The following is a 24,049-nucleotide window of genomic DNA, read 5'->3' as shown; positions in this document are numbered from 1 at the left end:
CAGTCGTTGCATGCGGGGCGGGCGTTCTCCGTTTACGGGAACCCGATTGCTTCGCGGCTTCTGCTCGGGACGGCGGGCTATCCGTCTCCGGCCATCCTGACAAGCGCGGTCAAGGCGTCCGGCGCGGAGATCGTCACCGTTTCGCTGCGCCGCGAGGCTGCCGGCGGAAAGGCCGGCGAGCGGTTCCTCGACATCATCAAAGATTTGGGCGTTCGCGTTCTTCCCAACACGGCCGGATGCCGGACGCCGGGCGAAGCCATTGCCACCGCCCAGATGGCGCGCGAGCTTTTCGGAACGGACTGGGTCAAGCTCGAGGTCATCGGCAATGACGATACTTTGCAGCCGGATGTCTTCGGGCTCGTCGAAGCGGCGGGCACGCTCAGTCGCGATGGGTTCAAGGTGCTGCCTTATACGACAGAAGATCTTTCGGTTGCTGAACGGCTGCAGCGCGCCGGCTGCGAAGTGATCATGCCGTGGGGCGCACCGATCGGCAGCGGTCGCGGTCTCGCCAACGTTCAGGCGCTGACAAGCTTGCGTGCTTACTTCCCCGATGTGACGCTGATCATCGATGCGGGCATCGGCGCGCCATCGCACGCGGCGCTCGCCATGGAGCTTGGCTACGACGCCGTATTGCTCAACACGGCGGTTGCGAAAGCCGCTGATCCGGTGAAGATGGCGGCGGCATTCGCGTCGGCGATCCAGTCGGGGCGTTTGGGTTTTGAAGCCGGGCTGATCCCGCCTCGCGATATGGCGGTACCGTCGACGCCGGTCGCCGGGACTCCGTTTTTCGATCTCGATTGAACGTGCTTTGAATTCAACGCAAACCAAGCTCGCGCGTTTTTATCCGATCGTGCCCGACATCGGTTGGCTCGAACGTATCGTGCCGCTCGGCGTGAAGCTCGTGCAACTCAGGATCAAGGACAGTTCACCGGCCGAGATCGCGGCGCAGGCGAAGCGGGCGTTTGACTTCTGCCGCGAGAACAACTGTCAGCTCGTCCTCAACGACTATTGGGAAGCCGCGCTCGATACCGGCGTCGATTATATTCATCTCGGCCAGGAGGATCTGCGAACGGCCGATTTCGAGGCGATAAAGCTCGCCGGCATCAAGTTCGGTGTATCGACACACGACGAGGCCGAACTCGAAATCGCGCTCGCTGCGCAACCTGACTATGTGGCGCTGGGGCCGATTTACGAGACCAAGCTCAAAGCCATGCCCTGGGCGCCTCAAGGCCTTGAGAAGGTTAAGGAATGGCGCGGCAAAATTCGTCAGCTGCCGTTGGTTGCCATCGGCGGTTTGACGCCGGAGCGGGCACCGGGAGTACTGGAAGCCGGGGCCGATACCTTGGCCGTCATAACCGATTTCATAACAGCCTCAGACCCCAATGAACGCGTGGCTCAATGGTTGCGACAGTTGGAGGCTCGATAAGGACGTCAGCGATGTGTTAACTATCGTGGCGTTGTTTGTGACAGTTTTATGTGGTTCGGATCTACGACAAGCCAGCTCCTCTTTTCGAAGCCGTTCCCGAGTTATGCCGTATCGATTCAAAATCAACGAGCCCGTCGAAAAGGGTTTTCGACGCGTTGCGCGCGAGCAATTCGATAGCTCGATTGCGGAACTGTCGGGTCCGACCACCGATCCCAAGAGCGTGCACGAGTGCCGGAAATCCATCAAGCGGCTGCGTGCGCTCATACGCCTTGCGGCGGAGTCCATCGGCACCAAGAAGGCGCGACGGCGTACGAAGGCGCTCGGCAAAATCGGGAGACTTCTGTCGGCCCGGCGCGACCAGACCGTCATGTTCGAAACCATCGAAAAACTTGCCGACGAATTTCCCGAGGCGGGGGCCGCATTTGCGCCGTTGACGGCAGCGCTGACAGCGCGGGCGGGAAATCAGCCGGAGCATCTTGACGCCGAGACGGCCGATCGCGCGCGCGGGTTGCTCGGCGTGGAAGCGAGGAAGATCGAGCGTCTCGATTTCAAGCATCACGGCTTCGCGGCACTCGCGGGCGGTCTCGAGACAAGTTACCGGAAGGCGCGAAAGGCGGTCGCCCACGCTTACGACGAGCCGACGGATGAAAATTTTCACGAATTGCGCAAGGCCGTGCAGTGGCATTGGCGTCAGATGGCGTTGCTGGCGCGTGCGTGGCCGGATGAATTCGCGGTTCGGGTGAACGCCTCGCGGGAGCTATCGCAGTGGCTCGGCGATGACCATGATCTTGCGGTTCTGGCCGGTGCCGTTTCGGCCACGCCCGATATGGCGGACGAGCAGAAGGAAGCCGCTATTTCCATATGCCGGCGGCAGCAGCAGGTTCTGCGCGCAAAGGTCGAATTTCGCGTGAAGCGCCTATTCTCCGAAAAGACGCGGGCCTTCATCAAGCGCGCGGCGGCATATTGGGAACATGGGCGGGCATTGGATCCGCTGGTCGACGCACCATCTTTAGTGCAGCCGGCTCCGCAAGCGGCGGATGCCACACGGCCTGGGGCCAATGGCCGGGCGGATGAGCGGAGCGATGAAAGGGGCGGCGAACCTGATAAAGCCCGCGTGCAGTCCAAGCCGAGGCTCGCTACGAAATCCGTCCCCTCTGCCCCATCGCAACGGCGCGCCTGATCCGTTAGGGTCGCGCTGATTTCTGATTTCGGAGAACGGATGAACGAAGTTCCTAAACAAGATCGCTTTGATTCCGAGGCCGTGAAGCCGCCAGCCGGGCATGCTCCGGTCGCGCTCGGCCGGGTCGGCATTCTGCTTCTCAACCTCGGAACGCCCGACGGCACCACATATTGGCCGATGCGCCGCTATCTGCGCGAGTTCCTGTCTGATGAGCGCGTCATCGAGGAGCCGAAGTGGAAGTGGTGGCCGATCCTCAATCTCATCATTCTGACAACCCGTCCGAGCCGAAAGGGACGCGACTACGCGACCATTTGGAATAACGAGCGCGACGAAGGCCCTCTTAAAACGATTACGCGCAGTCAGGCGGAGCAATTGGCGGCGCGCCTCGGGGGTGAGCAGCGCATCGTCGTCGACTGGGCGATGCGCTACGCCAACCCGTCGACCGAGAGCCGCATCCTGGCACTCAAGGAGCAGGGGTGCGACCGCATTCTTCTGGTGCCGCTCTATCCGCAATATGCGGCGGCGACGACGGCGACCGCGTGCGATCAAGCGTTCCGCGTGCTGATGAAAATGCGCTGGCAGCCGGCTGTTCGTTCGGCGCCGAGCTATCACGACGATCCGGTTTACATCGATGCGCTCGCGCGTTCGATGCGCAAGGATTTGGCCGAACTCGATTTCGAGCCGGAGAAGATCATCGCGACCTTCCACGGCATGCCCGAGAAATATTTCAAGGCGGGCGATCCCTACCATTGCCAGTGCCAGAAAACCTCGCGGCTCTTACGGGAGAAATTGGGAATTCCGGAAGCACGCTGGCTGACCACGTTCCAGTCGCGTTTCGGCAACGATCCCTGGCTCCAGCCCTATACGGATAAAACCGTCGAAGCGCTGGCCAAGTCGGGCGTCAAAAAATTGGCTCTGGTCGCGCCGGGCTTTTCGGCCGACTGCCTCGAGACGCTCGAAGAACTCGACGTTGAAAATCGCCACATCTTCGAGTCGAACGGCGGCGAGAAATTCGCCTATCTCAAAGCGCTCAACGACAGTGCCGAGGGCGTCGATGTGATCGAGGCGGTGGTGCGCCGGGAGCTGCAAGGCTGGCTTTGACCGGCCGCGTAGCTTGCCTAGGCGACGCCCAATCGCAGCAGATCGTGAACGTGCACGATGCCGATGGGCTTCTGCTTTTCGACGACGAACAGCGCGGTGATGCGCGATGAGTTGATGAGCTCCAAGGCGGCCGACGCGAGCAGGGTCGGCGCAATGGTCTTCGGCTTCGCAGTCATCACGTCATCGACTTTGGCTTCGAGCAATTTGCCGCCCATGTGGCGCCGCAAGTCGCCGTCGGTGATCACGCCAAGCAGCTTGCCCTTGGCATCCGTCACGCCGACGCAGCCGAAGCTCTTCTCAGTCATGGCGACGAGCGCTTCCGACATCAGCGCGCCGCTTCCGATCAACGGCAATTGATCGGACGGATGCATGACGTCGGCGACGTACTTCAGGTTGGCACCGAGAGAGCCGCCCGGATGGAAGATCTTGAAGTCGTGGGCGGTGAACCCGCGCGCGTCCAGCAACGCGATGGCGAGGCTGTCTCCGATCGCGAGTTGAATGGTGGTCGAGGTCGTCGGCGCGAGGCCGTGCGGGCATGCTTCCTTCACGCGTGGCAGAAGCAACAGAACGTCGGCCTGCTCACCGAGCGCGGAATTCGCCTGGGAGGTGATCGCGATCAGCGGAACCGCGAACCGGCGAGAATAGGTGATGATGGACTTGAGTTCGACGGTTTCGCCGGACCACGACAGCGCGAGGATGATATCCGATCGCGTGATCATGCCGAGGTCGCCGTGTGAAGCTTCGCTGGGATGAACGAAGAAGGCGGGCGTTCCCGTGGAGGCGAACGTCGCGGCGATTTTCTGGGCGACGTGGCCGCTCTTGCCGATGCCGGTTACGATGACCCTGCCGGTGACGGCCTTGAGGCGGCGAACAGCTTCATCGAACGCAGGCGCCATCGGGCCAGCGATTTCGTTGGCGAGCTGGGCCAAGCCTTCAGCCCCGAGATTGAGCGTTCGAAGCGCTGAAGAGATCGGCGTCGTCTCGTCGGCTTCGCTTTCAGCTTCCCGGCGCTCGCCTTCGGGCAGCTGGAATGGAATGACCTTCTGCATCCGCTCGATGTTCCCCCGTTGCGCGATTGTTCGACATCCTCAAAAGGACTCGGCCGAACCGCGTTAACACTTTCGCGTCTGGCGGCGCGCGAAGCAACCCCCGCGAGCATTTTAAAGGGACATTAACCAACCGTTTCCTACGGTCCATCGATCGTTAGTAGCGTTTCGAGTGGAAGTTGCGCATGGGGACGCTGAAATGGTCGACCGGCTTATAGCCTGGTTGATAAGTGGAATTGTTGCTGTAACGCTTTCGGGCGTGCTGACGTCCTCTGTCCGCGCTCAGGCACCTAATGCCGCACAAGGCGGCGAGACGACGATCAGCGAAAGTTATGCGTCCGGGCCGACCCGGCCGGTCTCGCTCCAATCCGATTCCCAAGACGACGACGATGCCGCGGCGTCCGGCGACGATCCAAATTCCAAGGCGACCGAACAAGACCTTGTCGAACCAAGTATGCCGGCTGACGGCGACGCTGGTCTTGCAGCCGATACGTCCGGTGCCGTCGATGGGGGCGTCGATACGGCGGAGCCGTTAGAGGCGACGGATCCGGCGGCCCGCGACGCGCGGGACGGCGGCGACATCGCGCTCGTCGAAAATCCGCCTGTCGGTTACGACCCGTTGCTCTTCCAGATCGAAGATCTCAATCCATATGTCGATAACCGAACGCCGAGGCGTCTCTTCCGTCAGGAGCCTTATGATCCGGTCGGTATCAAGATCGGCAGTTTCGTGCTCTTTCCCGAGGTCGAGTTCGGCGCTTCTTATTACTCGAATGTCTTTCACGCGCCGGGCTCGCCGTCCGATTGGGCGATGGATGTGAAGCCGGGGGCGAGGCTCGTTTCGAACTGGGGAACGCATGCTCTGGAGTTCAGAGCCGTCGGTGCGTTGAGCTTTTACAACGACTTTCCGACCGAAGACGATCGCGACTATACGCTCGAGGCGCGCGGCCGCCTCGACATAACGAAGCGCGCGAACATTCAAGCGCTCATTTCACGGCAGCAATATCTCGAGAACCGCTCGGCGCTCGATGCAAGTTCGGTCGGGACGCGATCGGTCATCGACACGAATCGCGCGGAACTCGCCTACAACCAGCGCTTCAATCGCCTGTCCTACCAGCTGCGCGGCAGTGTGCAGGACTACACTTACGGCAGCGTCGAAGACGCCGGCGTGGTGACGTCAAACAGCGATCGCGATTACACGATTTACGAAGAGACGTTCCGGACGTCGTGGGAGTTCAAGCCGTCGTTCTCGCCCTACTTCGAGTTCGCCTATAATCATCGCGACTATGCCGAAGCGGCGCAGAGCGATTTGATCAATCGTACTTCGAATGGCCAGCGTTACCGGTTCGGTATTTCGTTCGGAAATACGGGCGAAATTCTTCGCGGCGACGTAAGTCTCGGCTACGGCATTCAGACGCCCGAAAATTCACGTCTGCACGCGGTCGATGGGTTGACGTTCGATGCCAATGCGACGTGGCGGGTGACGGCGCTGACGTCGGTTCTGCTCAACGCCAGTACGGATGTTTCCGAGACGACAACCGCCGACGTCGGCGGCGCATTCTATCACATGATCGGAGTCGAAATTCGTCACGAGCTTAAGAGCTATCTCGTTGCCACGGCCGGGTTGATCTACTCCAACCAGAATTCGCAAGACGGCGTCATCAATAATACTGAATGGCGCCCAACGGCGGGCATCGAATATTATGCCAACCGCAACACCGTGCTCTTCGGAAGATACGCGCACGTCGATTTCAACGGCGTTGGCGCACCGAATGACTACATCGGAGACGAAGTCCACTTCGGTGTCCGGTTGCGCCAGTAGGACTGCGCCGCCGTTAGGCGGCCGCAGGTTTTATTTTGTGGTCGCGAGCAGACGGTTCAAATCACGCCTGAAGTCGTCGGCGAGATCCGCGCGCTCGAGGGCCAGCGCGACGTTGGCCGTCAGAAATCCGAGCTTCGAGCCGCAGTCATAAATTTCGCCGTCGAAGCGGACTGCGTGGAATGGCTGATCGGCGCCCTGCATCAGGCTGATCATCGAGTCGGTGAGCTGGATTTCGCCGCCGGCGCCCCGCTCCTGCTTCTCGAGAAGCCCGAAAATCTCAGGCTGCAGGACGTAGCGACCGGTGATGTGCAGGTTTGACGGCGCGGTGCCTTGCTTCGGTTTCTCGACCATTCCGGTGATCGGGGAGACCTTCGCTTTTGCATCGGTCACGCCAACGATGCCGTATTGATGCGTCTGATCGTCGGGCACGGGGGCGACGGCGATGAGGTTGCCGCCGGTCTTCGCGTAGGCTTCGATCATATCGGCGAGGCATGACGAGCGGCCATGGTGGAGCATGTCCGGCAGCAGCAATGCAAACGGCTCGTCACCGACGAGTTCCCGCGCACACCATACGGCGTGGCCGAGGCCGAGCGGAGACTGCTGGCGGGTAAAGCTCGTTTGGCCGGCCTGCGGAAGATCGCGCGCAAGGGCCTCGATCTCTTTGGTCTTGCCGCGAGAGGCGAGCGTCGATTCCAATTCGAACTGTTTGTCGAAGTGGTCTTCGATGACTCCCTTGTTCCGTCCCGTGACGAAAATGAAATGCTCGATGCCGGCGGCGCGCGCCTCGTCGACGACGTGCTGCAAGACGGGCCGGTCGACCACGGTCAGCATTTCTTTCGGCACTGCCTTCGTCGCGGGAAGAAATCGGGTTCCGAGACCGGCGACCGGGAAAACGGCTTTACGGATAGGTCTTTTCACAACGCTCATCATATGCTCCGAGGACAGCAGAAGCGGTCTTAAGCCCATTTGGTAACGATTTATGTCTAATCCCCGAGTTTGAGAAGTTTCTCGCGGGGAACGCGGGAGGGTCGTTTGCGCCGGGGCGCCGTCTCCTTTAGGTCTGAACGGCCTTTTTGACGGAAAATCGGCCGGGAGTGTCGGTATCTAACTCGGGAGTCCAATGCAACCATGAGCGTTCTCGTTACGGGCGGTGCCGGCTACATCGGCAGCCACATGGTGCTGGAGTTGGTGGATCGAGGCGAGGACGTCGTCGTCATCGATAATCTGTCTACTGGGTTTCGGTGGGCGGTCGATCGCCGGGCGACGCTGGTGGTGGGGGACATTGCCGATAACGCTCTCGTCGAACAAACGATCCGTGCTCATGGGGTGAACGCGATCATCCATTTTGCCGGATCGATCGTCGTGCCGGATTCCGTCGCCGACCCGCTCGGCTATTATTTGAACAATACGGTCAAATCACGGGGCCTGATAGCGGCGGCCGTCCAGACGGGCGTCAGGAATTTCATCTTTTCCTCGACAGCCGCCGTCTACGGCAATCCCGAGGACAATCCGGTTTCGGAAAGCGCTCCCCCCGCACCGATGTCGCCTTACGGCTCCTCGAAACTGATGACCGAGATCATGCTGTCGGACGCCTCGCGGGCGCATGACTTCCGTTTTGTCGCACTTCGCTATTTCAATGTCGCGGGGGCGGATCCGGAAGGCCGATCCGGCCAGTCGACGCCGCGCGCGACGCACCTGATCAAGGTAGCGTGCGAAACGGCTCTCGGCAAACGGCCCCAGATGGAAGTCTTCGGGACCGATTATCCGACCCCCGACGGCACCTGCGTGCGCGACTACATTCACGTCAGCGACCTCGCCAACGCGCACTCGGTCGCTCTTGAGCATCTGCGCCGGGGCGGTGCTTCGGATATCTTCAACTGCGGCTATTCGAAGGGGTATTCCGTCATCGAGGTCATCGCCGCGGTGAAACAGGTATCCGGCGTCGATTTCAAGGTTCTGCTGTCGCCGCGGCGGCCGGGCGACCCTGCGGCCATCGTCGCCGCATCTGCCAAAATCCGCGAGAAGCTCGGCTGGCAGCCTCAACATGACAATTTGGAACAGATCGTCGCGCAGGCGCTTAACTGGGAACGGCGTGTCGACGCCTTAAAGGCTGGGGCTCACGAGGGGTGAGCCCCAAAAATGCCCTGAAAATCGGTCACGCGCTGTCATCCGCACTGCGGTCCGCTTTGCTAAGGAAGGCAGCGATTCAATGCTGTTCAGACGACGCTATTTCGAGATTTTGTCAGCCGCCTTCCTGGCGATTGCGATGACCTTTGCGGCGACTGCTGTTCACGCGAAGCCAACCGACGAATTCCGCGCCTTCATCGAGACCTTGTGGCCCGATGCGAAGAGCGCCGGCGTTAGCCGCCAGACGTTCGATGCCGCCTTCGCCGGCGTTGAACCCGACATTACGATCCCCGATCTCGATATTCCCGGACGCCCCAAAGTCGACAACAGCGGTCAGGCGGAATTCACGAAGACGGCGGCCGATTACCTGTCGAAACCTTACCTCGAAAAGCTTGCCGTTCAGGGCCGCAAGTTTCTGGATGAGCACAAGGCCGACCTCGAGCGCATCGAGAAGATGACTGGCGTCGACCGCTATACGCTGGTCGCCATCTGGGGTCGCGAAACGGCTTACGGCTCATATCATCCCCCGAACGATGCGATCCGCATGCTTGCGACGCTCGCTTACACCGGAAAGCGCAAGGATAAGTTTCGGGAGGAGCTCATCGCGGCACTCGTGATGCTGCAACAGGGCGTGCCGCGCTCGGACATGAAATCGTCGTGGGCTGGCGCGCTGGGTCTCACGCAGGCCATGCCGACCGAATATCTCAAATACGCTATCGACGGCGATGGCGACGGCAAGGTCGACATCTGGCGGTCTGTCGCCGATGCGCTCGCGTTCACCGCGCGACAGCTCGAGGGTAAGGGCTGGGTTCGTGGCGCACGGTGGGGCTATGAGGTCATCGCGCCGCCGAAAGCCGATTGTTCGCTCGAGGGACCGCCCGACGCCCGCCCGATTGGCGATTGGGTGGCGATGGGCTTTAAGAAGGCGAAAGGCGCGCCGTTCAGCAAGGCCCAGCTTGCGGACGACGCCTATCTCATGATGCCGGCCGGAGCCTACGGCCCGGCGTTTTTGGCGGCCCAGAACTTTCGCGTCATCCGGCTCTACAACACGTCCGATCTTTACGCGCTGTTCGTCGGAAATCTCGGCGACCGCATACGGGGCGAGGGGGATTTCGCGGCGCCATGGCAGTCGTTCGCGCAGCCGAAGACGCAGACGGTTCATAACCTGCAGGCCAAGCTCAAAGTGCTCGGCTATCCGATGGACAAGACCGACGGAAAAATCGGCTCCAACACGCGCAAGCAGATAGGTCTCTATCAAAAGGCCAACGGGCTGAGAATCGATTGCTGGCCCTCCGATGGGGTGTTGGCGCACGCGAATTCGCAGGCGACGCGCTAAGACGTTTCTGTTGCCGGTTGCGGCGGTTGGAGACGTGGTTGGAGACCTGGGGCCGGCGCTGTATGGTGGGCCCCGGAATCAAGCCCTCGGCAGTCTTGCGGGTTGCAAAAGGCACACGACCGGATGAGCGCCTTCTCCAGGTATCTGACCCCCATGCTCGCCGCGTTTCTCGTGGCGCTTCTGGTCGTGCCTGGTTCGCCTGTGCGCGCTGGAGACGAGGATCAGGGCGGGACGTTCCTTACGTCATTCCCGGATAACGACGTCTATCAGGTGAGCGTTTTTGGCGACGGGTTTGCGGAAGGTCTGCTCGCGGGGCTCGTCGCCGCTTTCGGTCCGGACATCCGGCTGAATATTCAGCGTCAGGTGACGCCGTTTTCGGGCATAGGTCTTGGGGACTTCGACGCGAAAGTCGCGACGCTCGAAAAGGCGATCGCGGCGCAACCGCTCAACATCGCCATCGTCATGGTCGGCGAAGACGATCGCATGTCGTTCCGTGGCCCCGACGGCAAACGATTGCCGGTAGGCGGCGATGCCTGGCTCGCCGAATATACGCGGCGCGTCGATCGCCTGATGCGGGCCTTCAAAGCCAAGAATGCGGCCGTCTACTGGGTGGGTCTGCCGAATTTGGCGCGTTCGGATGCGAACGAACTCGCGCAGCGCATGAATGATGTCATCCGCGAGCGCGCGTATCTGAACGGCTATAAATACATTGATGCCTACCAGGGCTTCACCGACGAGAACGGTGCCTACTCGTCTTATGGTCCGGATCTCGAAGGCGCGATCCGGCTCTTGCGGCTCAGGGACGGCGTCAGCTTCACGGATGCCGGCAATCGCAAGCTCGCCCATTTCGTCGAGAAGGAATTGCGGCCTGATCTCATTCAGGCCAAGGCCAATCGCAACATTCCATTGCTCGGCGCGGAAGCAGAGCAGGCGAAGATCAATCCGGACAACGCGGTGAAGACGCCCGCGCCGTCGTCGCCCGTGGCGCAGAAACCGGAGGCCGTTTCGCATGCGCCGGTTGTGCGCGGGGCTTCGCTCGATGGATCGCTGCCGTCGGCATCGGGTGACGGCACCGGCGATCAGAAGGCGGATAACGGCAAGATCACGCTCAAGATGATCGGCAACAACGGCCGCGAGGAATCTCAGACGGTCGAAATCGTCAGACCCGCGATCCCGGCGTCGGTCGTCACGCTGATGGCGCGGCGCGAAGGATCGGGCCAAAGAGGCGATCTTCTCGTCGATCAGATCGCGGGCGGGTTGACGTTGATGAGTTCGATCTCGCCAGCAGGCAACAAGGATCGCGGACGTCTGTCGCCGACGCAGGCGCCGTATTTCCGGCTGCTGGTGAAGGGCGAGCGGCTGCAGCCGAAAGCTGGTCGCGCGGACGACGTGAAGTGGCCGCCGAAGCCCGATACGACGAGCCAGGCGAAGCCTTCAGAAGCCGCGCCCCGGGGCTGAGCGAAGGGCAACGCATTCACCGGTTCACAGCCAGCATGATCCCGCGGTAGCGCAGTATGGCGAAGCTCGTATTTGGAATGAACCAGTCCTTAGACGGCTACGTCGATCACACGGCGTATGCGCCAAGCCCAACGCTTTTCCATCATTACATCGAGCAGGCGCGCGACCAGGTGGGTAGCGTGTACGGTCGCCGCTTGTACGAAGTCATGCGTTATTGGGACGAGGATCACCCCGAGTGGGATGCGGCGCGGCGCGACTTCGCGGCTGCGTGGCGGCGTCAACAGAAGTGGGTCGTGTCGCGCTCGTTGAAGTCGGTCGGCCCTAACGCCAAGCTTGTCGACAATGACGTCGAGGCGGCTATACGCGAGCTCAAGGCTCAGCTTGTTGGGGAGGTTCAAGTTGGCGGACCAGACTTGGCTCGAAGCCTGAGCGATCTTGGTCTTATTGATGAGTATCGGCTGTACCTCCACCCCTTTGTGCTCGGTCGCGGCAAGCCGTTCTTCGCCGGCCCACGGCCGCCGCTCCGCCTTGTGGCCAGCGATCGAATTGGCGAGGACGTGATCAGGTTGACCTACGTTCCTGCTTGATCAAGCGGCTGGGGCCGGCACGAATTGCCGGCTGCCTTATCGGTCTCGGCGCAACTGCGCCGCGTGTCGCGTAACCCCGCCGTTCAGCGCGGCAGAACGGTCGAGCCCATCAGGAACTTGTCGATGGTGTGGGCTGCCTGACGGCCTTCGCGGATCGCCCACACGACGAGCGACTGTCCGCGCCGGATATCGCCGGCGCAGAAGAGCTTCGGCGAGGTCGCGAGTTTGTAATCCTTGTCCGTCGCGTCCAGGCCCTTGAAGCGCCCGCGCGGCACGACGGGGAGTTGGAACTCCTTGACGATGTCGCTTTCGATCGGGCCCGAGAAGCCCATCGCGAAGAGCACGAGGTCGGCATCGAGCGCGCCTTCGGTGCCCTTGATCGGCTGCAGGTTGGCGTTCACGCGCGTGTAGTGGAGCTTCTTAACCTTGCCGCCTTCGCCTGAGAAGCCGGTGGTCGAAATCGAGTACTCGGTTTTCGCGCCTTCGGCCTGAGATGAGGAAACGCGCAGCTTCAGCGGCCAATGCGGCCAGGAGAGGGCCTTGTTCTCTTTCTCAGGCGGCATCGGCATGATCTCGAGCTGCGTCACGCTCTTCGCGCCTTGGCGGAACGAAGTGCCGATGCAGTCGGAGCCGGTGTCGCCGCCACCGATGACGATGACGTGCTTGTCCTTCGCAGAGATCTCATGGGTCTTGGGCTTCTGCGCCTCGCCGGCATTGCGCCGGTTCTGCTGAGGCAGGAAGTCCATTGCGTAGTGAAGGCCGTCGAGATCGCGTCCCGGCGACTTGGCGAAGAAGTCGAACGGCTGCTCGGAGCCGATGGCGATCAACACCGCGTCGTGCTTCGATTCGAGATACTTTGCCGAGAGATCCTGGCCGACGTGAATTCCGCAATGGAACGTCACGCCTTCCGCTTCCATCTGCTTGACGCGGCGGGCGATGATCGCCTTTTCCATTTTGAAGTCGGGAATGCCGTAAACGAGCAGCCCGCCCGGGCGGGCGTTCTTCTCGTAGACGTGAACGTCGTGACCGGCGCGAGCGAGCTGCTGGGCAGCCGCGAGGCCTGCGGGGCCTGAGCCGATGATGGCGACTTTCTTGCCGGTCTTCTTTTCGGGCGGCAGCGGACGGATCCAGCCCTCTTCCCACGCACGATCCGCGATCGAGTACTCGATCGTTTTGATTGTCACGGGCTTGTCGTCGATGTTCAGCGTGCAGGCCGCTTCGCACGGCGCCGGGCAGATACGACCGGTTACCTCGGGAAAGTTATTTGTCGAATGGAGGTTGTCGGCCGCGTCCTTCCAATCGCCGTGATAGACGAGGTCGTTCCAATCGGGGATCTGGTTGTTCACCGGACAGCCCGTGTGGCAATAGGGAATGCCGCAATCCATGCAGCGCGAAGCCTGTTTCTTGACCTCAGGCTCGGCTAGCGGAACGACGAATTCCTTATAGTGCTTCAAACGCTCTTCGACCGGCTTGTACTTGCGGTCGGCGCGGTCGATTTCCAGAAAACCAGTCGGCTTGCCCATTTCTTCTTTCGTCTTTCTAATTCGCGATTGGCAGAGCGATAGCTATTGCTTGGTTGCGGCCTCAAGCTCAGCTTCGCGATTGGTTTCGCGGGCCTTCGCCAGCTCAGTCAGTGCGCGACGATATTCGATCGGCATCACCTTTTTGAACTTCGGCAGGTAGGCGGGGAAATCCTTCAGGATTTCCTGGGCCCGGCGCGAGTTGGTGTAATGGGCATGGCGCGAGATGAGCGTGTGCAGGCGCTCGACGTCCTGCTCGCGCATATCGACCATCACATTACGGACCGCGATCGCGACATCGCCGCCTTGCTGGGCAAGCTTCTGCAGCGAGCCGGAATCGGCCGTCAGCGCTTCGAGCTGCACCATCTCCTTGTTGAGACGGTTTTCGAAACCACCCTTCTCGTCGAGCACATAGGCGATGCCGCCCGACATGCCGGCCGCGAAGTTGCGTCCGGTCTCTCCAAGAACGACGACAACGCCGCCGGTCATGTATTCGCAGCCGTGGTCGCCAGTTCCTTCGACGACAGCGTAGGCGCCCGAGTTGCGGACCGCAAAGCGCTCGCCGGCGACACCGCGGAAATAGCATTCGCCGGTGATCGCGCCGTAAAGCACGGTGTTGCCGACGATGATGCTGTCTTCCGGTACGATTCCGGATTTCGGATCGGGGCGGACGATCAACTTGCCGCCCGACAATCCCTTGCCGACGTAGTCGTTGCCTTCGCCGACGAGGTCGAGCGTGACGCCATGCGCGACCCACGCGCCGAACGCCTGTCCGGCCGTGCCCTTGAAGGACAGCCAGATGGTGTCTTCCGGCAGACCGGCGTGGCCGAAGCGCTTTGCGACTTCGCCCGAGAGCATGGCGCCCGTCGAGCGGTTGACGTTCTTGATTTCGAGTTCGGCTTTCACCGGCCTCTTCAATTCAAGCGCCGGCTTCGCGATGTCGATCAGCTTGACGTCCAAAACCTTATCGAGACCGTGGTCCTGGCGTTCGCTGTTGAACACCGCGACGCCCTTCGGAGCATGCGGCTTGTGGAAGAGCTTCGTGAAGTCGAGCCCGCGCGCCTTCCAGTGCTCGATGGCGCGGTCCTTATCGAGCTGGTCGCTCTGACCGATCATCTCGCTGAAGTTGCGGAAGCCCAGCTGCGCCATGATCTCGCGGACTTCTTCGGCGACGAAGAAGAAGAAATTGATGACGTGCTCGGGCTTGCCGGAGAACTTCGCGCGCAAGACCGGGTCTTGCGTGGCGACGCCGACGGGGCAGGTGTTCAAGTGACACTTGCGCATCATGATGCAGCCGGCCGCGATCAACGGTGCGGTCGCGAAGCCGAACTCGTCGGCGCCGAGAAGGGCACCGATCACGACGTCACGGCCGGTTCTGATGCCGCCGTCGACCTGAACGGCGATACGTCCGCGCAGACGGTTGGCGACCAGGGTCTGATGCGTTTCCGCAAGGCCGATTTCCCACGGGGAGCCGGCGTGCTTGATCGACGTCAGCGGAGATGCGCCGGTGCCGCCTTCGAAGCCGGAAATCGTCACATGATCGGCGCGCGCCTTGGCGACGCCTGCCGCGACGGTGCCGACGCCGACCTCGGAGACGAGCTTCACCGAGACGTCAGCCGTCGGGTTGACGTTCTTAAGGTCGTAGATGAGCTGCGCGAGATCCTCGATCGAATAGATATCGTGGTGCGGCGGCGGCGAGACGAGCGTCACGCCGGGGGTCGAGTGACGAACCTTGGCGATCGTCGCGTCGACCTTATGTCCGGGTAGCTGGCCGCCTTCGCCGGGCTTGGCGCCCTGGGCCATCTTGATCTGCATCACGTCGGAGTTGACGAGGTATTCCGTCGTCACGCCGAAGCGGCCGGAAGCAACCTGCTTGATCGCGGAGCGCATCGAGTCGCCGTTCGCCATCGGCTTGAAGCGATCGGATTCCTCGCCGCCTTCGCCTGTGTTCGAGCGGCCGCCGATGCGATTCATGGCGATCGCGAGCGTGGTGTGAGCTTCGCGGCTGATCGAGCCATAGCTCATCGCGCCGGTCGAGAACCGCTTCACGATATTGGCTGCCGGTTCCACCTGCTCGATGGGAATGGATTTGCGGCCCAAGGATTCGGCAGAGCGCAGGCGGAACATGCCGCGCAGCGTCATCAGCTGTTCCGACTGGTCGTTGATCGACTTCGAATACTCGCGGAACTTCTGCGGGACGCTACCGCTCATCGCTTCCTTGTTGTCGGTCGCGCGAACGGCATGCTGAAGATCAGCCACCGTTCCCGGTCGCCACATGTGTGCTTCGCCGCGGACGCGGTAAGCGTATTCACCACCGACTTCCAGTGCGTTGGCGAGAACGGGTACGTCACCGAATGCCGTCTTGTGGCGCTCGACCGTTTCGCGCGCGATCTCGCGGAGGCCGACGCCTTCCACCTGCGTATGCGTGCCGGTGAAGTAGCGATCGACGAAGCTCGAACGCAGGCCGACGGCGTCGAAGATCTGAGCGCCGCAATAGGACTGATAGGTCGAGATGCCCATCTTCGCCATGACCTTCAGCATGGCTTTGCCGATGGCCTTGATGAAGCGCTTCTTGACCATCTCGGGGGTCGTTCCCTCGGGAAGATCCGGCAGCATGGTGTAAAGCGTCTCGAAGGCGAGATAGGGATTGATCGCTTCGGCGCCGTAGCCTGCAAGCGTGCAGAATTGGTTGATCTCGTGGGCTTCGCCCGTTTCGACGACGAGACCGACGGAGGTCCGCAAACCTTGCTTGATCAGGTGATGGTGCACGGCCGAGGTTGCGAGCAACGACGGCAGCGCCACGCGGTCCGGACCGGCGCGCCGATCGGACAGGATGATGATATTGTATTCCTTGGCGCGAACGTACTCTTCCGCTTCGGCGCAGATACCGTCGAGCGCGGGGCCCATGCCGCCTTCGCCCTTTTCAGCCGGGTAGGTGATGTCGATCGTGATCGAATCGAAATCGTTGTCCTTCACGGCGCCGATGCCACGAATACGCTCGAGGTCTTCGTTCGTCAGGATCGGTTGAGCGACCTCGAGACGCTTCTGGTTCGAGGTGCCCTGAAGATCGAGGAGGTTCGGACGCGGACCGATGAACGAGACGAGGCTCATCACCAGCTCTTCGCGGATCGAGTCGATCGGCGGGTTCGTCACCTGCGCGAAGTTCTGCTTGAAGTAGGTGTGCAGCAGCTTCGACTTCGACGAGAGCGCCGAGATCGGGGTGTCGGTTCCCATCGAGCCGGTGGCTTCTTCGCCCTTTTCGGCCATCGGGGTCAGCAGGAACTTGATCGATTCCTGCGTGTAGCCGAACGACTGCTGCAGATCGAGCAGCGAAACGTTCGACTTCGGCGCGATGATGCCCTTTGACGGCAGCGGCAGGTCGGAGACCTTGATTTGCGTGCGCTTCAGCCATGTTTCATAGGGATGGCTTGCCGCGATTTCGGCCTTCAGCTCCTCATCGGAGATGATGCAACCCTTCTCGAGGTCGATCAGCAGCATCTTGCCGGGCTGCAGTCGCCACTTCTTGACGATGTTTTCTTCGGCGACCGGCAGCACGCCAGACTCCGACGACATGATGACGGTGTCGTCCTTGGTGACGAGATAGCGTGCGGGGCGCAAACCGTTGCGATCGAGCGTCGCGCCGATCTGGCGGCCGTCGGTGAACGCCATCGCGGCGGGGCCGTCCCAGGGCTCCATCAAGCAGGCATGATACTCGTAGAACGCGCGGCGCTTCGTATCCATCGTCGGATTGCCGGCCCAGGCTTCCGGGATGAGCATCATCGCGGCGTGCGAAAGGCTGTAGCCGCCCATGACGAGGAACTCGAGGGCGTTGTCGAAGCAAGCCGTGTCGGACTGGCCTTCATAGGAGATCGGCCAGAGTTTCGAAATGCGATCGCCGAAAAGCGGCGACGATACGGATGCCTGACGCGCGGCCATCCAGTTGACGTTGCCGCGCAGCGTGTTGATTTCGCCGTTATGGGCAACCATCCGGTAGGGATGGGCGAGCTTCCAGGACGGGAAGGTGTTGGTCGAGAAGCGCTGGTGAACAAGGGCAAGCGCCGACACCAGGCGCGCATCGGAGAGGTCCTTGTAATAGGCCTTCACCTGGTAGGACAGGAACATGCCCTTGTAGACGACGGTGCGCGTCGACAGGGACACCGTGTAGTGGCCGATGTCGCGGCCCTTATAGGCGTCGTGAATTGCGTTCGAGACGACCTTGCGAACGATATAGAGGTGGCGTTCGAATTCTTCCTGATCGGTCATCCACGCGGGACGGCGGATGAATACCTGCCGCTGCACCGGTTCGACGTCGCGCACCATCACCGAAAGACAGCTGTTGTCGACGGGCACCGTGCGCCAGCCGATCAGATCGAGACCTTCTTCCTTGAGGCAGCGCGACCAGACGCGCTCGCAGTGGGCGCGCAGCCGGTCATCGCGCGGCATGAAAATCTGGCCGACCGCATAGTGACCTGGCGCCGGTAGCTCAAAGCCAGCGGCCTTCGTCTCGGCGGCGAAGAAGTCGTGGGGAATCTGAAGTAGAATGCCGGCGCCGTCGCCGGAGAGTGGATCGGCGCCAACTGCGCCGCGGTGCTCGAGGTTCTCGAGAATTTTGAGTGCGCCTTCGACGATGGCGTGGGACTTCTGTCCCTTGAGGTTTGCAATGAAACCGACGCCGCATGCGTCGCGTTCAAGGGCTGGGTCGAAAAGCCCTTGCGGCGCCGGGCGGGTCTCATCGCCGATTTCATCATCCAGCGGATACTGGTAGCCTTCGCTCATCTGTTGCCTCGTATGGCCTGTGGCCCAAATTTCGGAACTTTGGTGTGGTAGGACGCCTATTGGAGGCGCGGCTCATTCAATATTAGGTGCGGCGCTACGCCGCCGGAAGAAAACCGGTCACGCGTAGCGCCGGCGCTTTCGGTCACTTCGGGCCAACGCGCTGCGGCGTATGGCATGAAGCCCGCGGCCGAATTCGCGGCTCTGGAAACCGCACATCGTGCTTTCAAACACCTAATGTCTCCCACGCCACGTCGTGCCGAAAGGCAATGCCTCGGCCGATCGTGTAACGTCCGTACCGCTCTTCGTGCTTGCCCAACGGCGCACAAAGGACAGCAATATTGACCTATCTAACAAATTCTACAGATTTGGCACTGCGGCACAAGCGGTAAGAAGCACTGTGCGTCGCAATTGGTTTTGGCAAGGTTCGAGACGTCACGCAGCAACAAAATTTCTTCGCGCGGAGCCGCGGTGGACAAAAGCAACGGCAGCTGCGTTGGGACGCAGCTGCCGTTTCAGGCGTGGCGTTAATTAACGAGGGGTCGTCCGCCGGGTGTCAGGCCCAGTGAGGCTTCAGGCGGCCGCCTTGGCCTCAAGCTGCTGGACGCCGTCCGACGTGCCGATCGCGATCGTCCGGGGCTTCTTGCTTTCGGGGACGTTGCGAACCAGGTCGATGTGGAGGAGGCCGTTCTCGAACTTCGCGCCAGTCACATCGACGTGGTCGGCGAGCTGGAAGCGGCGCTCGAACGCTCGGGCTGCGATGCCGCGATGCAGATACGTCTTCTCGGCGGAGTCTGGGGCCTTCTCACCGGCGACCGAAAGCGTCTGCTCCTTAACCTCGATATTCAACTCGTTCTGCGCGAAGCCCGCGACCGCCAAAGTGATCCGGTACGCGTTCTCTCCGGTCCGTTCGATATTATATGGCGGATACGTGGATTCGCTGTCGTAACCTGCGGACTGATCCAATAGCTGGAAGAGCCGATCAAAGCCGATTGCAGAGCGATAAAAGGGAGCGAATTCTGCGTGTCTCATGACATATCCTCTTAAGAAGCGACATGTGAGCCGGCCTTCTGGACCGGCCCTTTTCTTTGTGTGGCCCCGCTTTGCGGCAACCACAGCAGAGAGGTAGGAAGCGGAAAAAGGGCTTCAAGAGGGTTGTGCGAGAGTTTCGCGAGAGTTTCCGCCCATATCGTGTGCTACGGCGTTATTCGGAATCACCGGAGCCGGTCTTGCCGACTGCCGGATGCAGTCCAAAAAGAGAGGCAGATGGAACTCGTTTCACTCTCAATCAACCCAGTTCCAAGCGGCGCGAAAGTTACGGCCTTCGACGGATACGACGGATTGAAACTCCGGTGCGCTCTCTGGGAGGCGACGCGGGGACCATCGCGGGGCACGGTTTGCATCGTGCAGGGGCGCGGCGAGTTCATCGAAAAATATTTTGAGGTTATCGCGGACTTGCGCCGGCGCGGGTTCGCCGTCGCCACCTTCGATTTGCGCGGGCAGGGCGGATCGGAGCGAATGCTCTCGAACCGGCGCAAGGGGCACGTTGTTGCCTTCACCGAATACGACCGCGATCTTGCAATCTTCGTCGACGAGATCGTTAGGCCCGCGCTGCCGGAGCCCCTGATCGGGCTTGGTCATTCGCTCGGCGGTAACATCCTCTTGCGCGGGGCGCAGGACGAAGCGAGCCCTTTCGCGCGAATGATTCTGCTGTCGCCGATGATCGAGATTCACGAGCAGATGCTCGGCGCCAGCCGGCCCGTTGCGAAAGCCTATTCTTCGATGCTGTCGCTCTGCGGGTTTGCGACCACCTACGTCCGCGGCGGCGGGGATGAGCCGAACGACCTCGGCGAATTCGAGGGCAACAGGCTGACGGCCGACCACGTGCGCTGGTCGCGAGTCAAATCGATCATCGAAGCTGCTCCTGATCTGGCGCTGGGCGCGCCGACGGTCGGCTGGCTCAGGGCCGCCCTTCGCAGCTGTGCGATGCTTTCGCGGCCGGACTATCCGAAATACGTCTCTGTGCCGATGATGGTGTTCGCGGCCGGTGCAGATCATGTCGTTTCATCGCAAGCGATCGAGGATTTCGCCGTGGATCTCAAATCCGGCGGCCACATCCTCATGCCGGGCTCGCGACATGAAATTCTGCAAGAGACTGACGCCATACGGCAGCGGTTCTGGGCGGCATTCGATGCTTACATGGGTATCGAAACGTCGTTGTCGGAAGGGTCTAGATCTTATTGAGAAGCGCCAAGACATCTTCGTGGAGCCGGGCGTCTCCGGTCGCGATGATGTCTCCGCCGTTCGCGGGGCTGCCGCCGGTCCAGGTCGTGATGACACCGCCGGCACGTTCGATGACGGGGATGAGCGCCACGATATCGTAGGGCTTCAGCCCCGGTTCGATAATGATATCGACGAGACCCGAGGCGAGCAGGCAGTAGCCGTAGCAATCACCGCCGTAGCGGGTCAGCCGGACCTTTGTCCTGAGGGTATCGAGAGTCGCTAGCTGTTCGGGCTGGGCGAACATTTCGGGATGCGTCGTGGTCAAGACGGCATCTTCGATGCGGGTGCACTCGCGCGTCTTAAGCCGCGTGGGCCGTCCACCTCGGACGCTATGATAGGCAGCCTTATCGGTGGACCAGAAGCGTTCGCCAGTGAAGGGCTGATCCATAAGGCCGAAGACCGGCACACCGTCCTTGAGAACGCCGATCAACGTGCCCCACATCGGCGACCCGATAATGAACGATCGCGTTCCGTCAATCGGGTCGATGATCCATTGGTAGGGGCTCGATCCGGATTTCGTTCCGAATTCTTCGCCGACGATGCCGTGATCAGGGAATCTTGCTGCCAGAGCCTGCGATATTGCTTTTTCAGCACCGCGGTCGGCCTTGGTTACCGGGTCAAAGGCGCCGCCTATGGCTTTGTTTTCCACAGGCATCGTCTTGCGAAAATGCTTGAGGATAACTGGGCCTGAAATATCGGCCAGCTCATGGGCCACGCGGACAATGGCCTGAAGTTCCGCCGCGGGGGAGGTTCCCGGCACGCGCTCATCCTGAGATTTCAAGTGTTTGCTAGATGCCCCAATTACTATCAGACGTTACTTCGAGATACTGCAATCTTGAGCTAGATACACATTAGTAACGTAAGTTGTGGCGGGCCTGATACACGCCTATCCCAATGTGCTAGGATAATACTCGTAGAGATTGCGGCGAGGGTCGAAGCAGCCCATCGTTACGAGGTGATTGCGTTGACACGCTTCATCGCAATCGCTGCCCAATTTGGGCGTTTCCTCCCTAGACTTGGGCCGTTCGGCTTCGGACGGCCTTTCTTTATGGGGAATGGCCCCTCCCGCGCCAGTTGCAACCGGCATGCCCGAAAAATGGGCCTTGCGGCGAGGTCCGCGTTTCAAGCTCCTCAGCTCTGCGCAAATCGCAATTGCCGATAATGCGCTGCACCTTTAATTTTTGCAGTGCGATATGTGAGCTCGGCTCGCGCTTCGCAGCCCTCCTTGGGCGTTTCCTCCCTAGACTTGGGCCGTTCGTGAAAAATTCGGACGGCCCTTTTTCTTTATAGATTTGGTAAAGGCGCGCGCTACTCGGCTGCGGCGCGATAGTCGAGCAGTGTCGGCACTTCGCGAAACAGGGCCGTGACGATCTCTTTCAGCGCTTCAGCAAGACGCGCATAGCCAGCCGTTTCCTGGAACGTCAGTTCGTTAATGTAGAGGCCGCGGTTGATTTCGACCTGTATCGCATGCGTGCCGCGCGCCGGCCGCCCGTGATGCTCGGTTATGTAGCCGCCGGCGTACGGCCGGTTCAGCTGGACCTTGAAGCCACGGCGCTGAAACTCGTCTCTGACCAGCAGCGTCAGCCGCGGATCGGCCGCGGCGCCGAACCTGTCGCCTACAACGATATCGGGCCGTTGCGCCCCCCCTGGGGCCATCGCTGTCGACGGCATGGAATGACAGTCGATCAGGACGGCGTAGCCGAAGGTCTCGCGAGTCGCCGCGACTAGTCTCGACAACTCGGCGTGGAAGGGAAAATAGAGCTGCTCGATTCGAGCGAGCACGCTGTCGAGGCTCAAGCGGTCCGAATAAATTTCTTCGCCGTCAGCGACAATGCGCGCGACGGTACCCAATCCGCCCGCCACGCGAATCGACTGCGTGTTCGCGTGGGCCGGCAAAGGCTCGCCGACAAGTTCCGGGTCGAGCTCGTAGGGCTCGCGGTTCAGATCGAGATAGGCGCGCGGAAAGCGGGCGCTGATGATCGGCGCTCCCAAACTCGCAACTGGCCGGAAAAGCCGGTCGACGAAGCAGTCTTCAGAGCGGCGCAGGGTTTTCGGATCGAGGCGCGAGATCGCAAGGAACTCAGGAGGATAGAGCCTGCCCGAGTGGGGCGAAGAGAACACGAAGGGTGCGGATTGAACGCGTGGCGCCAGTACGTCGAATGACGGGAAAAATGCTCTCGGTACGTCGTGAGATTTATCGTCGGCCATAGTCAGTTGTGTCTCGTTCAGATCCCGGCCGCAATTCGGTGTTTCGTTGCGGAATACATTGCCAACGCAGTGCGCGTAAGTCCATGGAAGACTTAGGTGCGCGTCGATTGCACATAACTTGCGGAGCGAAATTTGCCGGCGTTATGCCCGAGTGATGCAGTACTGCCGCGCTGTGTTCGGCATTTCCACAGTTTCATGCTCCGTTTACCAAAGTCGAGCCAAATTTGCGTTAGATGAGATATCGGGTACTTCTCGTCTGGGACCTTCCGCACATCAGAGTAGTCATGACAGCCAAGCCCTCCAGCCTGCCGATCCGCCGCATCCTGCTTGCCGAGGATGACGACTCCATGCGCGGTTTCCTCGTCAAGGCGCTCGAAAAAGCGAACTACGACGTCGTCGCCTTCGAGAACGGCGAAGACGCGTACGACCGCCTCAAGACTGAGCCTTTCACGCTTCTGCTCACCGACATCGTCATGCCGAAGATGGACGGCATCGAACTCGCCCGCCGGGCCAGCGAGATCGATCCTGACCTCAAGATCATGTTCATCACGGGTTTTGCGGCCGTCGTTCTCAACAGCGAAAACCAGCCGCCCAAGGACGCCCGCGTCCTCTCGAAGCCCTTCCATCTGAAGGATTTGGTGCGCGAGGTTGACCGTCTTCTGGCGGTCTGAGGCGCGCTTATTTTCACCTGCGGCCGATTTGCCGTCATCCAGGGCTTGACCGGGGTATCGCTAACACTCTAGAAGCTCGCTTCTTCCGGGCACTTAGCTCAGCGGTAGAGCACTACCTTGACATGGTAGGGGTCAGAGGTTCGATCCCTCTAGTGCCCACCAGGAACTCCTCGGATTTCCTTGGTTTTTTCGGATGAGACTTCCCCTTCCGGTTCTGGCCATTGCTCGTGTGTGTCAGCAGTGTGCCAATGAGAAGGGGCGCGACGGCCGCAGCTCTGCCAAGAACTGCCTGATAGACGGCCTGCTCCTCCAGATGGCCGTATGTATCCGCGACGATCTGGATTGATGCCCAGCCGCCGGCCTCCTGAACCTCTTTGAGAGTTCCGCCGCTTTCGAGCAGTCGGGCCGCAAATGCGTGTCGGCCGAGCTTATGGGACGAATAGTATTTCAGCTTCGCGCTTTGGCAGACGCGTTCGATCGCCTGATTGACGCTCCAACGGGCGGCGTAACCGAA

19 protein-coding genes and 1 tRNA gene are annotated in these 24,049 nt (G+C 60.9%); 12 read left to right on the top strand and 8 right to left on the bottom strand.

The window, feature by feature from the left end; genetic code table 11:
* Window positions 1-6 precede the first annotated feature (6 nt).
* The 4 genes from K2Q04_RS20585 (at window position 7) to hemH (ending at window position 3,707) form a co-directional block, all read left to right on the top strand.
* Window positions 7-801: a thiazole synthase gene (locus tag K2Q04_RS20585; RefSeq protein WP_291167072.1), complete on the top strand. Its 795-nt coding sequence runs from the start codon at window positions 7-9 to the stop codon at window positions 799-801.
* A gap of 7 nt (window positions 802-808) precedes the next feature.
* A complete protein-coding gene (locus K2Q04_RS20580; protein ID WP_291167071.1) occupies window positions 809-1,426 on the top strand; it encodes a thiamine phosphate synthase in 618 nt (205 codons plus the stop codon).
* Window positions 1,427-1,529: 103 nt separating this feature from the next.
* A complete protein-coding gene (locus K2Q04_RS20575) occupies window positions 1,530-2,606 on the top strand; it encodes a CHAD domain-containing protein (protein WP_291167070.1) in 1,077 nt (358 codons plus the stop codon).
* Window positions 2,607-2,645: 39 nt separating this feature from the next.
* Window positions 2,646-3,707, top strand: a complete 1,062-nt coding sequence (gene hemH / locus K2Q04_RS20570; RefSeq protein WP_291167068.1) for a ferrochelatase — start codon at window positions 2,646-2,648, stop codon at window positions 3,705-3,707.
* 17 nt (window positions 3,708-3,724) lie between these two features.
* Here the strand turns inward: hemH and K2Q04_RS20565 are convergent, their stop codons facing one another.
* Window positions 3,725-4,756 carry a KpsF/GutQ family sugar-phosphate isomerase gene (locus K2Q04_RS20565; RefSeq protein ID WP_291167066.1) on the bottom strand — a complete coding sequence of 344 codons (1,032 nt, stop codon included), beginning with the start codon at window positions 4,754-4,756 and terminating at the stop codon, window positions 3,725-3,727.
* 196 nt (window positions 4,757-4,952) lie between these two features.
* Between K2Q04_RS20565 and K2Q04_RS20560 the strand changes: the two genes are divergently transcribed.
* On the top strand, window positions 4,953-6,572 hold the full coding sequence (locus K2Q04_RS20560; protein WP_291167064.1) for an outer membrane beta-barrel protein: 1,620 nt from the start codon (window positions 4,953-4,955) through the stop codon (window positions 6,570-6,572).
* 30 nt (window positions 6,573-6,602) lie between these two features.
* Here the strand turns inward: K2Q04_RS20560 and K2Q04_RS20555 are convergent, their stop codons facing one another.
* On the bottom strand, window positions 6,603-7,499 hold the full coding sequence (locus K2Q04_RS20555) for a UTP--glucose-1-phosphate uridylyltransferase (RefSeq protein WP_291167063.1): 897 nt from the start codon (window positions 7,497-7,499) through the stop codon (window positions 6,603-6,605).
* Window positions 7,500-7,700: 201 nt separating this feature from the next.
* On the opposite strand from K2Q04_RS20555, the gene galE reads away from it, so the two are divergent.
* From galE to K2Q04_RS20535, 4 genes are all read left to right on the top strand, one after another.
* Window positions 7,701-8,702: a UDP-glucose 4-epimerase GalE gene (galE, locus tag K2Q04_RS20550; protein ID WP_291167061.1), complete on the top strand. Its 1,002-nt coding sequence runs from the start codon at window positions 7,701-7,703 to the stop codon at window positions 8,700-8,702.
* A 79-nt stretch (window positions 8,703-8,781) separates the two neighbouring features.
* Window positions 8,782-10,035: a lytic murein transglycosylase gene (locus tag K2Q04_RS20545; RefSeq protein ID WP_291167059.1), complete on the top strand. Its 1,254-nt coding sequence runs from the start codon at window positions 8,782-8,784 to the stop codon at window positions 10,033-10,035.
* A gap of 123 nt (window positions 10,036-10,158) precedes the next feature.
* Window positions 10,159-11,493 carry an SGNH/GDSL hydrolase family protein gene (locus tag K2Q04_RS20540; RefSeq protein ID WP_291167057.1) on the top strand — a complete coding sequence of 445 codons (1,335 nt, stop codon included), beginning with the start codon at window positions 10,159-10,161 and terminating at the stop codon, window positions 11,491-11,493.
* Window positions 11,494-11,549: 56 nt separating this feature from the next.
* A complete protein-coding gene (locus K2Q04_RS20535; protein WP_291167055.1) occupies window positions 11,550-12,080 on the top strand; it encodes a dihydrofolate reductase family protein in 531 nt (176 codons plus the stop codon).
* Window positions 12,081-12,163: 83 nt separating this feature from the next.
* Here K2Q04_RS20535 and K2Q04_RS20530 read toward each other — a convergent pair whose 3' ends face one another.
* From K2Q04_RS20530 to K2Q04_RS20520, 3 genes are all read right to left on the bottom strand, one after another.
* Window positions 12,164-13,603: a glutamate synthase subunit beta gene (locus tag K2Q04_RS20530; RefSeq protein ID WP_291167053.1), complete on the bottom strand. Its 1,440-nt coding sequence runs from the start codon at window positions 13,601-13,603 to the stop codon at window positions 12,164-12,166.
* A gap of 42 nt (window positions 13,604-13,645) precedes the next feature.
* Window positions 13,646-18,376, bottom strand: coding sequence for a glutamate synthase large subunit (gltB, locus tag K2Q04_RS20525; protein ID WP_291167051.1), 4,731 nt, complete (start codon window positions 18,374-18,376; stop codon window positions 13,646-13,648).
* A 570-nt stretch (window positions 18,377-18,946) separates the two neighbouring features.
* On the bottom strand, window positions 18,947-19,405 hold the full coding sequence (locus K2Q04_RS20520; RefSeq protein WP_291167049.1) for an Hsp20 family protein: 459 nt from the start codon (window positions 19,403-19,405) through the stop codon (window positions 18,947-18,949).
* Between the two features lie 234 nt (window positions 19,406-19,639).
* Here K2Q04_RS20520 and K2Q04_RS20515 point away from each other — a divergent pair, with 234 nt between their 5' ends.
* Window positions 19,640-20,617 (top strand): alpha/beta hydrolase, encoded by a 978-nt coding sequence (locus K2Q04_RS20515; RefSeq protein WP_291167047.1) that lies wholly within the window; start codon window positions 19,640-19,642, stop codon window positions 20,615-20,617.
* Here the strand turns inward: K2Q04_RS20515 and hisN are convergent.
* A complete protein-coding gene (gene hisN / locus K2Q04_RS20510) occupies window positions 20,604-21,416 on the bottom strand; it encodes a histidinol-phosphatase (RefSeq protein ID WP_291167045.1) in 813 nt (270 codons plus the stop codon). The genes K2Q04_RS20515 and hisN overlap by 14 nt on opposite strands.
* Window positions 21,417-21,964: 548 nt before the next feature.
* Window positions 21,965-22,864, bottom strand: a complete 900-nt coding sequence (locus tag K2Q04_RS20505) for an N-formylglutamate amidohydrolase (protein WP_291167043.1) — start codon at window positions 22,862-22,864, stop codon at window positions 21,965-21,967.
* A 284-nt stretch (window positions 22,865-23,148) separates the two neighbouring features.
* Here K2Q04_RS20505 and cpdR point away from each other — a divergent pair, with 284 nt between their 5' ends.
* Window positions 23,149-23,535 (top strand): cell cycle two-component system response regulator CpdR, encoded by a 387-nt coding sequence (gene cpdR / locus K2Q04_RS20500; RefSeq protein WP_045837081.1) that lies wholly within the window; start codon window positions 23,149-23,151, stop codon window positions 23,533-23,535.
* A gap of 87 nt (window positions 23,536-23,622) precedes the next feature.
* Window positions 23,623-23,697, top strand: a tRNA-Val gene (locus K2Q04_RS20495).
* Here K2Q04_RS20495 and K2Q04_RS22280 read toward each other — a convergent pair.
* A partial coding sequence (locus K2Q04_RS22280) for a tyrosine-type recombinase/integrase (RefSeq protein ID WP_366935777.1) occupies window positions 23,648-24,049 on the bottom strand: 402 nt, incomplete at its 5' end. The genes K2Q04_RS20495 and K2Q04_RS22280 overlap by 50 nt on opposite strands.

This window comes from Hyphomicrobium sp. (assembly GCF_019753045.1).
Lineage (GTDB): Bacteria > Pseudomonadota > Alphaproteobacteria > Rhizobiales > Hyphomicrobiaceae > Hyphomicrobium_B.
This window is presented reverse-complemented; position numbering and strand designations above follow the sequence as displayed.